Here is an 11,566-nt window from a genome sequence, read left to right as displayed (position 1 = left end):
GTACATCGCTTGGTACAAAAAACAAGGGCAACAAAGCCTGAAACGACCGACTCCTGACGACCGGCTACTGACTCCTACCCCCAGGAAAAACTTTTTCAGCAGACCCTAATTACAGGCTTGTTTAAGTGATGACAAGCTAATTATCCTCTAGTCTTTGTTAAAAATTAATTAATAATTATTCTCAATTATTTGAGGTGATTACTCTAGCTGCGATCCAAGATTCATGCTGAAAAGCCTTGATTTTCAAAGGCTGATCAGGCTAAAAATACTGATGTATTAAAGTATGCCGAGCAACTGTAACAATTCTTAACTTGACTTTATTGAGAATTATTCTAGACTAAGACTTAAAGCTTATTGCATATTATTATCAATAAGCTTGGTTCTATTTTCGTTAAAAGATGCCATGCAGACCTACGATAATCCTCAGATCGAGTACGACTGGTGGGCAGGAAATGCCCGTTTTGCCGATAAATCAGGCTTATTTATCGTTGCCCACGTTGCTCAAGCTGCTTTAATCGCTTTTTGGGCAGGAGCCTTCACCTTATTTGAAATTTCCCAGTATCGCCCCGATATAGCCATGGCAGAACAGGGCTTAATTTTACTGCCGCACCTGGCCACTTTAGGCTTTGGAGTCGGAGAAAAGGGGCAAATCATCGATATCTATCCCTTTTTCGTGATTGGCTCAATTCATCTGATTTCTTCGGCAGTTTTGGGAGCAGGAGCCTTATTTCACCTGTTAAGAGTCCCAGAAACCCTGAAAGATTCCTCCGGTCCGGGGAAAAAATTCCATTTCGATTGGAGTGAACCCCGACAATTAGGAGTTATTCTCGGTCATCACCTGCTCTTTTTAGGTATAGCTGCATTATTATTAGTGGCCAGAGCTATGTACTGGGGGGGATTATACGACGCAACTATCGGCGCTGTCCGAGTCGTTAGTGAACCAACCCTCGATCCTTGGGTTATCTATGGCTATCAAACCCACTTCGCTACTGTGGACAATCTCGAAGATTTAGTCGGTGGTCATATCTACGTCGGTTTAATGTTAATTGGGGGCGGTGTCTGGCATATTATCGTTCCCCCGCTCAAATGGGCGAGAAATGTGCTGATTTTCTCCGGAGAAGCCATTTTATCCTATTCCTTGGGCGGAATTGCCCTCGCTGGTTTCGTGGCCGCCTATTTCTGTGGGGTAAATACCCTCGCTTATCCAGTCGAATTTTACGGGCCAATTTTAGAAGTGAAGTTAGGAATTGCTCCCTACTTTGCCGACACGGTGAAATTGCCCTTTGGAGTGCATACGGCGCGCTGTTGGTTAGCTAATGCCCACTTTTTCCTCGCTTTCTTCTTTTTACAAGGTCATCTCTGGCACGCTTTACGCGCGATGGGTTTTGACTTTAAACGAGTAGAAAAAGCCTTAAATGCGATAGAAGCCTAGTTTTTTCAAGGAAGATTAGGATAAACTATCGATTTTCCTAATTTTCCCCGCTGATCAATCTTTCTAACTGTCCCTTATGCCTTACTGTCCCTGTTGTAACACCAAATTGCTGCATCACATTGGACGCTCTCGCTCTTATTGGTACTGTAGTTCTTGCCGGCAGGAAATGCCAGTTTCAGAGGGAGAAAACTGTAATCAGGGGCTTTATTCCCTATCAAGGAGAATTAAGAGTTAAACTCACTTATTTCGCAACAAGGACAAATTTTATGGCAAAAATTGGCTTATTTTTTGGCACGCAAACCGGCAAAACCGAAACGGTGGCGGAAATGATTCAGAAAGAATTTGGAGGTGAGGCAATTGTAGAATTACACGATATCTCCTCCGCTTCTACCGAGGATTTTGCCCCCTACGATGCCCTGATTATCGGTTGTCCCACATGGAATATCGGCGAATTACAAAGCGATTGGGAGGGTTTTTACGATGAATTGGATGACATTGATTTCGTCTCCAAAAAGGTCGCTTATTTCGGGATGGGGGATCAAATCGGTTATGCGGATAACTTTCAAGATGCTCTGGGGATACTGGAAGAAAAAATCGCCTCCCTAGGGGGTAAAACTGTCGGTTATTGGCCGACAGAAGGTTACGATTTTAACGAGTCGAAAGCCCTAAAAAATGGCAAATTTGTCGGTTTAGCCCTCGATGAAGACAACCAATCCGATTTAACTGAACAACGGATCAAAACTTGGGTCGCGGGACTTAAGGGCGAATTTGGCGTTTAGTTAGCTATCAATCAGTTATCAGTTATCAGTTATCAGTGAATAGTATTAAGTGGCTAGTTCGCAGCTTTCTTTTCACCAATTACTGATTACTGTTTACTGATCACTGAAAAATCCCCTATATCCTTGATTATTATGTCTCGATTACCTGATGCAGTTTGGATTAATGTTAACCCCAGTTTTCGCCGTTTTGATCGCCCGGTGTTGGATTTTTTAGCCCGGGAAATTGCGATCGCTGATTGGCAATACTGTCAATCTCTTGATGAGCCAGCTTCTCTTGATATCGCCTTGGTATTAATACAAGATTACCTGAAACAATGCGATCAACCGCTGCATTTAGTCGGCCACGGCACGGGGGGATTAGTAGGATTACTGTATGCGCGTCGTTATCCAGAAAGGGTAAAATCCTTAACTTTGCTCTCTGTGGGAGTCTATCCGGCGATCGATTGGCAAGCTCATTATTATGTGCTATCAAAATTACTGCCTTGTTCTCGTCAAACTCTGCTCAATCAATCGGTTCACAATCTTTTTGGTCATCAATCCTGCGCTTTAACCCAAGAATATCGCTATCTCTTGGAAGAGGATTTATTATTGTCCCTTTCTCCCCATAATCTCTATCAGAATGCCCATTTCCCCCCGGGGACAGTTCCCGTACCCCTGTTAGTCTGTGGGGGAGATATCGATACGGTAATTGATCGGCATTTATTGCAGGGATGGCAACCCTGGTTAAAGTCAGGCGATCGCATTTGGAGTTGTCACAAAGGACGTTATTTTTTCCACTATTCCCACCCCTACAGCGTCAGTCAAGAGATTTTTAGTTTCTGGCGATCTCTAGTTCCACAGGAATTTCTTTCTGAGCAAACTGTAATTATTCCTTAATTGACAAAAATCGAGATTTATGTTAAGGCTAATACCGCTCTTTTGTCCGATCGCGATCTGGATAACGCTGCTGTTCTTTTTTACTGCCCTTTTTCTTGCTGTTGCCCAAGGGCGCCGGCAGTTGCAAAAGCTGCATCGAATTCCCTGTAGTCGCTGTGTTTTTTGTACCGGAGATTATCGCTTGAAATGTGCGGTGCATCCAATGCGTGCCTTTTCGGAAGAGGCACTCGATTGTCGGGATTTTGAGCGAGAAACACGTTGGAAGTCGAGGATTGGTCTAAGTTGGACTTGTCTCGGTAAATTTTCGAGATATAGTCATTTCAATTAAGATTGGGAATATCAATGCCAGATAGAATAAGGGTTTTATCGATCGAGAGTGTATCGTACTTATTTGAAATCACTACAATAGCATTCTAGACCCAATTCGTTAGGGTTAGAATGGACACTTTTCGGGGGATCGATCGTCCCGGAGCGATGTACTATAATTAGACTAGGTAACTCGCGCGTCCCGTTCTCATGAACTTCTCGAACATAACAGAATTAAAAGACTATCTTCGTCGATATAACTCTCATTCTATTTTAAAAATGGGAGCTAATATTTGTTGGCGCAACTGGGAAAGCTGGAAGAGTGATCCTTGTAAATGGGTAGAAAGTAACGCATTACGCAATTATGCGATTCGATTGATCCTTCTTGCTAGTGCGGGAAACATACATCGTGATCAAGAAATAATTCCAGAAGAATTCGATTCTTTGATTCAAGTTTATTTTGGTTGGCCGAACCATACAATTTCAGACAAAAATCTGTTGAAAAAAGAATCGGAAGAAATCGTAAATAACATTGCAAAATACGAGAAAAACCATATAAACAAAGTTCGTAACTGGACGATCAAGCCTAGTGATTTTATCACAAAAGAGAAAGTGCGCCGCCATTCGCCAGGACTCTTCTGTCAGCGTTCGGCGGCTTTTCAAAATTCTGGATTTGGAAACCCAATATCCCGTATTCAGCGCACGATTAAATTATTGGAGATTATTCATCAATCACACCCTCTTATTCTTGAGCTTTTTTATCAGCGAGCGGGATTATCAACCCAGGTTTACTTTAATCAATTTATGTCGGCGATTGAATGGGGAAAGAGCAATGGAGAGCAATGGGGTCTTATCGACTTTTCTCGGGATAAAGAACTCGAAGATCAGGGAATTACTCAAGAGAATCTTGAAAAATTTATTTCACTCAATAGCTTGCCTTTTAATCTATCTACAAAAAAAGATTCTCAATGTTTTTGGACAAAAGTTGAGCGAAGTATAGAAACAGTATCAGAACCTTATCAACCATTCTTTTATAATTATTTTTTAGATATTCCATTTATATATCTTGGCAAACAAAAATACTGTCTTCCCGATCCTCTTTCTTTGTCTGAATCCTGCTGGAACCAGATTAACACAAATATTCTTACGCCCTACGAAGAGAATCGAAAAAAACGAGATGGTATTTTAAGTGATGCGGTGGAAACATATCTGGAAACAGTTTTTTTGCCCCAGATTGCTCCGACATCTTTTGAAAGAATTCCTGTTGACGAAACAGACTCGATCAATAAAGCGGGAAAACGAGCAGACTTTTTGATATGCCTTCCTAATGCCTATATTATTATCGAATGTAAGAATTCGCTAATGTCCCCTGACACTAGCGCCTGTTTTCATCCTGAAGGACTAGCCAATTTTTATATGAGATTTCACGAAGCTACAGAACAAATTTCGGCAACCGTTCGAGCGTATAATTTGAAAGATAAGCCTGTTATTCCTTTGGTTCTCTCCTTTTATGATGCAATAAGACCTTCTCAAATGTTTGAATTTATGATCGAGGAAACTAATTATTGTTCGGAATTAGGTCTGACAATGCCGCCTGTTATTCGTTCACTACATGAGTTTGAATATTTTACAGAAAATAGAAGTCTAGAAAATTGGGCCGAGTTAATAATTTGTCAAGCTAAACAACCTCGGTTTGTTCCACCAGATGAACGAGGACAACCCCAACCACATCCTGTTCCACGCGATAATCGGGGTCATGAATATAAGCACTTGGCCGATTATAAATTATGGCTCTTCTAGAGTAGTTATGATATATTAGCACAATAATTCCTGTGAGACTTGTGTAGCAAAGCTTACTAGGAATTCAAAAAAGCAATTTTAATAAAAAAGCTTTTTATTTTGTTGGATTCTCTACTTTTTAAGGAGTTAGGCTCATTTAAACTACTCATTTGCTATAACCAGTCTAGGAGAGCCACTTTTTGCTGGCTATGGAGTACATCTAAGCAGAGTATAGTCAGTCTGAAAAATAAGGGGAATGATTACGAACTCAACCCTTAATATACATAGCTTATAGATGTTGAGCGCATTTTTCTCTCAGACATCAGCCCTCCTCTGCTAAGATGATAATCATTATCATTTTAGCAGGCAATGGTCAATCAGATTAAGTACCCCCTAGCAGAAAGCCCCGTTATCCAAGAAGATTCGCAAAAAATCGTAAAAATACGCCATACTTGCGCCCATATCTTAGCGATGGCTGTACAAACTCTCTTTCCTGAAACCAAAGTCGCTATTGGTCCCTGGACAGAAACGGGATTCTACTACGATTTCGATCGCCCAACACCCTTTACCCCCGAAGATTTGGAGAAAATAGCGGCAGAAATGGGGCGAATTATCGGGCAAAACCTGCCAATTATCCGAGAAGTGCTGGAAAGAAGCGAAATTGCCGCAGAAATCGAGCGCCTTAATCAACCCTACAAAAAGTTAATTTTAGAGAGAATTCCCCCAGATGAAACCATTACCCGTTATTTTATCGGTAGTCCAGACGCAGGACGGAGCGATCGAGAACCCTCGTTAATTGATGGTGCTGTTTCTCCCCCGGAAGAATTTTGGTGGGATCTGTGCGCGGGACCCCATCTCAACTCGACGGGGGAAATTAACCCCGATGCTTTCGCCTTGGAAAGTGTAGCGGGTGCTTATTGGCAAGGAGATGAAAAACAGCCGCAATTACAGCGAATTTACGGCACAGCTTGGCAAACCCCCGCAGAATTACAAAATTATCTCCAACAAAAAGAAGAAGCGCAGCGACGAGATCATCGCAAATTGGGACAACAATTAAAATTATTTAGCATCCAAGAAGATGCAGGTGGAGGCTTAGTTTTTTGGCATCCCCGGGGTGCAACAATGCGTTATTTAATCGAAGATTATTGGCGCCAAGCTCATTTAGAAGCGGGTTATCAATTTCTTTATACTCCCCATCTAGCTAATTTAGATCTGTGGAAAACTTCGGGACATTGGGACTTTTATCGCGACAATATGTTTGAGGCGATCGAGTTAGAACAGCAAAGCTATCAAATTAAGCCGATGAATTGTCCTTTTCATGTTTTAACCTATCAAAATGACCTGCATTCCTATCGAGAATTTCCCCTCAGATGGGCAGAATTAGGCACAGTTTATCGTTACGAGCGATCGGGGGTTTTACATGGATTAATGCGGGTAAGAGGTTTTACTCAAGATGATGCTCATATTTTTTGTTTGCCCGAACAAATTGCCGCAGAGATTCTAGGAGTTTTAAATTTAACCGAGAAAATTCTCTCCGATTTTGGCTTTACTAATTATGAGGTAAATTTATCGACTCGTCCCAGTAAATCCGTGGGTAGCGATAGTGTTTGGGAATTGGCAACCGCAGCTTTAATTGAGTCCTTAAATGCTAAAAAGTGGGATTATATTGAGGATCAGGGAGGTGGGGCTTTTTATGGTCCAAAAATTGATATAAAAATTCAAGATGCGATCGGTAGAATGTGGCAATGTTCCACGATTCAGGTCGATTTTAACTTGCCAGAACGCTTTGATATGCAATATGTCGCTAGGGATGGTACTCGGGAAAGACCGATTATGATTCATCGAGCTATTTTTGGCTCTTTGGAAAGATTTTTTGGTATTTTAATCGAGAATTATGCGGGAGATTTTCCTCTCTGGTTAGCACCTATTCAAGTCCGTTTATTACCCGTTAGTGATGAACAGCAGCATTATGCTTTAGAGGTAGCAGTGCAGTTAAAACAAGCTGGTTATCGAGTGGAAATCGATAAAAGTGGTGAGCGTTTAGGCAAACAAATTCGTACAGGAGAACTAGAAAAAATCCCTGTCTTAGCTGTGATTGGAAAAAGAGAAGTTAGCAGTAAAACTCTAAGTGTTCGCACTCGACAAGGGGGTGATTTAGGTTCGATGACGCTGGCAGATTTATTAGAAAAAATGCAAACGGCGATCCTATCTAAAACTAATCTCTGAAGCTTTTGTATAAACCAGCAAATAGGGGAGATTGATCCCCTCCAGACGAATTTAACAGGGTTGAGAAAAGCCTATTTTCTGCCAATTAATTAACTTACAAGTGGGTTAGCTGCCATGAGTTCTTTGATAATTCCCCTCTCCGATTCCCTCCCTTGTTTACCTAAATCAGGAATGCCTGTGACGATTATTACTGGTTTTTTAGGGAGTGGAAAAACCACCTTACTCAATCATATTCTTGACAATAAAGAAGGGTTAAAAGTTGCCGTCTTAATCAATGAGTTTGGGGATATTAATATTGATTCTCAATTGCTTGTTTCCATCGATGAAGATATGGTAGAATTGAGTAATGGCTGTATTTGTTGTACGATTAACGATAGTTTAATTGAGACAGTCTATCAGGTCTTAGAAAAAGAAATACCCGTGGACTATCTAATTATTGAAACCACAGGATTAGCCGATCCTTTGCCAATTATCCTCACTTTCTTGGCCACGGAGTTAAAATATTTGACTCGCTTAGATTCTATTATTACCCTCGTGGATTCTGAAACCTTTACTGCGGATCATTTTGATAGTAACATTGCCCTTAGTCAAATTCGTTATGGTGACGTGGTAATTCTCAATAAAATAGATCGAGTCAGTTCCAAGAAATTAGATGATTTAGAAAAGTTTATTCGTCGAGAAAAAGAGGGTATAAGACTCCTAAAAAGTAGTTATGGTCAGGTTCCTTTGGGTTTATTGTTAGATCTAGGTTTAACTAAAGAAGAATTGTATAAAGTCCAGTTGAGAGACTTTCAAAAAAATCGCCCAATCTCCAGTGATAATCAATCTACTGAAGACTTTAATTTTGTCTCCTTTGTTAGCGATAAACCATTTAATCTAGATAAATTTGAACCTTTTCTCACGGAAAAAATGCCGATAAATGTTTTTCGAGCTAAAGGGATTCTCTGGTTTCAACAAAGCGATTTAAAACATATTTTTCAATTGAGCGGTCTTCGTTACGATCTGCAAGCGGTAGAATGGGATACATCTCCTCAGAATCAGTTAGTTTTTATCGGCAGAAATTTAAATAAAGAGGAAATCTTGACACAACTAAACGAATGCTTGGCTAGTTCTCAAAAAATTAAAAAGGACAAACTATGAATAGACCTCTTGCAGAAATCAAAAATCGTTGTTAGGGTTAGGAGTCAGGAGCCAGTAGTCAGTAGTCAGGAGAATTAAGAATGAATAATAATCAATTAAATGGTCTATTTACAGATTTTATGCCATTTAATCCTTATTTTTGCTGTTTTTGAACTCTCAAAAATTAATTATGCAAGAACTCTAATGATTTATGGATAAAAACTTTAAAATTTAACGAACCCTCGATCCAATGGTTTACATCTCTTTGTTCTCCAAGCTCATTATCGCAAACCCTTGCACTTTACGGAAGCGGCGATCGATTAAGGGAACAATTAAAAACGAGGGGAATTACCTTAGTTGATTTACCCGATGGACAAAGCCAATGGTATCCTAGAGAAAAGAGCCATAACCATGATTAATATCCCAAGAAACCGCCAATTTTTCCCAAAATAACCTGGCTAAGTCTAGAGGATTGGTTAAGGAAGATTACTTGCCCCAATCTAACTTATGCTAGAATGATTATCATTACCACAATAAAGAAGGAGCAAAATGATTATCGTGGTGACGGGGGGTATAGCTGCGGGAAAAACCCATTGGATTCGCCAACAAATCGCCCAAAGCAAGCAGCCAAGTCTATATTTTAGTCCCCAGACGGAAACTTTTCCCATTGATCATCTCACTTTACAGAATGACTTTCCCCAGTTGTCCTCTATTTCTAGGGAAGAAGAAGACCTTTTGAGCAGTTTATCCATGGAAAACACGATCTACATGGAAGTACCATGGCATTTAGACACGCAATCCCTCGAAAGCTTTCTAAAACCCCTCAATTGTCATCGGGTAGCGATTACGTCTCCAGACGAAGAAATCCCCGAAGGACAAGTTCCCGTCGATGAAATAGTCATCAGTCCCGTCAAAACAACCATAAAAGGTGATCAATGGTTAAAAAAACGAGAAATACAGATTTATAGAGCCGTTTTAACGGGAGAAATCCTCGATTTTTCCAGTTTAACCACCTTTTGGACAGAATTAACCCAAGGGGCCTATGGGGAAGTGCTGCGGGTTAAAAGTATCTTCGATATCATCGATGGTCAGTGTATTTATGGGGAATTTATGGATGAATGGCCAGAAAAAGACTTTCAAAGCTTAAATTTCCCCTTAAATCTCGATGGGAGACCGAATCGCTTCAGTGGGATTGAAATCGTCGGTCGCAATCTCGATAAACCGACAATTGCCGATACCCTGAGTGATTGTTGTCTGTCCGATGAGGCACTTTTGTATTATCAACAACAATTTCAAGAATCTTTAGAGCCAGAAATGGAGTTAATCTGATGAAAATAGCCGTTTTATCCTGTATTCATGGCAATATGCCCGCTTTTAATGCTGTTTTGCAAGATTTAGACCAACAGGGTTGTCAAGAAATCTACTGTTTAGGGGATTTAGTTGGGTATGGACCCCATCCTAACCAAGTGGTGGAAAAAATCCGTCAACTGGGGATTACCACGGTACAAGGGTGTTGGGATGAGGATATCGTTGAGGGATTAAATGCCTGTGAGTGCAGTTATCCGTCGCTTTTAGCAGAAAAACGCGGTAGATTAGCTCATGAGTGGACAAATCAAATAATCACCCCAGAAAACCGTAATTATTTGTCAAAACTGCCCGAAATTTTTAAGCTAGATCACCTCTGTTTTGTCCATGGTAGTCCCCAAAGTAACCATGAGTACCTTTTAGCCGAAATGGACGCTTTTACGGCTTTAGAACGGGTTTTATCGGTAGATACAGAGGTTTTATTCTGTGGACATACCCACATCCCCTATATTCGCACTCTCGACGCGGGAAGCTTGCAAATAAAAGTTTATCAACCCGATGGGGAACAGTCGCGGCAATTTACCACACCGGTTAAACGTATCATCAACGTGGGATCGGTGGGAGAACCGCGTCACGGTCGTCCAAATGCCACCTATGTGATTTACGATCGAGAAACGGCAGCGGTACAACTGCGAGAAGTGGCCTATAACTATCAGGAAACCTGTCAGGCTATTTTAGCATCGGGTTTACCTCCTATTTTCGCTTGGCGATTGGCTAAGGGTCTAGAATATGCGGAAAAAGCCGATGATCCGACTCATGTTTGCGAACGTTAATTTGTGATAAATCAAGAAATTATGTGGGCGATTTTAAGCGGTATTCAAGGTAATTTACCAGCCTATCAAGCGGTCTTGGAAGATATTCAGCAACGGTCAGTTACTGTAGAAAATTTATATATTTTAGGAGATTTTATCGGCGTTAATCCCGATAGTGAAATGCTGGTAGAACAAATACGTTATCCCACTAAAAATAACTTATATCCGCAGGTTTGTCGGGGATGGTGGGAAGAACAATGTCTAATTTTACACAGTTTAGGAGCCACAGGAGAACCGACGGAATTAATCGATAAACATGGAATTGATAGCACTAAACAACTCTGGGACGCAGTTTCTTTGGAAACGGTGCAATGGTTACGAAATCTCGATTTTGGTTTTGTCGAGTTGGATTGTTTATTAATTCATGGCAGTAGTGTCAGTGTTAGTGAAGAATTAACCCCCGATACTCCCCCATGGCAAATTTTAGATCGACTGCAACGGGTGGGAGTTAATAATCTATTTTGTGGTCGTGCGGGAAAAGTTTTTGATTATTCTTTACAGTCTGCTAATTTAACCAGCACTGTTACTACTTTAGATAAACGGCAACCAAGCCAAACTTTGACGATTCAAGATAAGCGTTTAATTGGGGTTGGTAGCGTTGGTAAAGAATTAAATAAAGCAGTTTACACTCTCTATAATCCTAGTAATAATTGCGTGGAGTTTAGAACCGTACCTTATTAATCTTTCAGAGATTAATTAAATATTAAAGATTAATTTAAGTAGGTAGGTGTTAAAAATTATCAGACACCCCCCTTATCAAGGGGGATCAAGGGGGGATTTATCTTCAATTTAATTAGGGCTTGCTGAATAAATCTAAAAACCTTGTTGGGTAAGACTTTTAGACCTTTTGTCAATCAAAAAGTACTGGATCT

Annotated in this window: 9 protein-coding genes; all 9 read left to right on the top strand. The window is 40.6% G+C overall.

Going from position 1 to position 11,566, the window contains the following annotated elements:
- Positions 1–403: 403 nt before the first annotated feature.
- The 9 genes from PX482_RS23380 (at position 404) to PX482_RS23340 (ending at position 11,375) form a co-directional block, all read left to right on the top strand.
- Entirely contained in the window at positions 404–1,432 is a 1,029-nt protein-coding gene (locus tag PX482_RS23380) for a chlorophyll a/b binding light-harvesting protein (RefSeq protein WP_002760223.1), read from the top strand.
- Positions 1,433–1,698: 266 nt separating this feature from the next.
- Positions 1,699–2,211 carry a flavodoxin FldA gene (gene fldA / locus PX482_RS23375; RefSeq protein WP_002760221.1) on the top strand — a complete coding sequence of 171 codons (513 nt, stop codon included), beginning with the start codon at positions 1,699–1,701 and terminating at the stop codon, positions 2,209–2,211.
- A 132-nt stretch (positions 2,212–2,343) separates the two neighbouring features.
- Positions 2,344–3,087, top strand: a complete 744-nt coding sequence (locus PX482_RS23370) for an alpha/beta hydrolase (RefSeq protein ID WP_288095275.1) — start codon at positions 2,344–2,346, stop codon at positions 3,085–3,087.
- Positions 3,088–3,672: 585 nt separating this feature from the next.
- Positions 3,673–5,193 (top strand): hypothetical protein, encoded by a 1,521-nt coding sequence (locus PX482_RS23365; protein WP_288123097.1) that lies wholly within the window; start codon positions 3,673–3,675, stop codon positions 5,191–5,193.
- A gap of 348 nt (positions 5,194–5,541) precedes the next feature.
- Positions 5,542–7,398 (top strand): threonine--tRNA ligase, encoded by a 1,857-nt coding sequence (gene thrS, locus PX482_RS23360; RefSeq protein WP_288095282.1) that lies wholly within the window; start codon positions 5,542–5,544, stop codon positions 7,396–7,398.
- Positions 7,399–7,512: 114 nt separating this feature from the next.
- Positions 7,513–8,538: a CobW family GTP-binding protein gene (locus PX482_RS23355; RefSeq protein ID WP_002760216.1), complete on the top strand. Its 1,026-nt coding sequence runs from the start codon at positions 7,513–7,515 to the stop codon at positions 8,536–8,538.
- Positions 8,539–9,066: 528 nt separating this feature from the next.
- Positions 9,067–9,846, top strand: coding sequence for a hypothetical protein (locus PX482_RS23350; RefSeq protein ID WP_002760214.1), 780 nt, complete (start codon positions 9,067–9,069; stop codon positions 9,844–9,846).
- Positions 9,846–10,655, top strand: a complete 810-nt coding sequence (locus PX482_RS23345; protein ID WP_002742233.1) for a metallophosphoesterase family protein — start codon at positions 9,846–9,848, stop codon at positions 10,653–10,655. Before PX482_RS23350 ends, PX482_RS23345 begins: the two co-directional genes overlap by 1 nt.
- Positions 10,656–10,676: 21 nt before the next feature.
- Positions 10,677–11,375: a metallophosphoesterase family protein gene (locus PX482_RS23340; RefSeq protein WP_002760212.1), complete on the top strand. Its 699-nt coding sequence runs from the start codon at positions 10,677–10,679 to the stop codon at positions 11,373–11,375.
- Positions 11,376–11,566 lie beyond the last annotated feature (191 nt).

It is taken from the genome of Microcystis sp. M53602_WE12 (assembly GCF_030065455.1).
Classification (GTDB): domain Bacteria; phylum Cyanobacteriota; class Cyanobacteriia; order Cyanobacteriales; family Microcystaceae; genus Microcystis; species Microcystis aeruginosa.
Note: the sequence above shows the minus strand (reverse complement) of the source record. Positions and strands in the feature narration are given on the sequence as shown.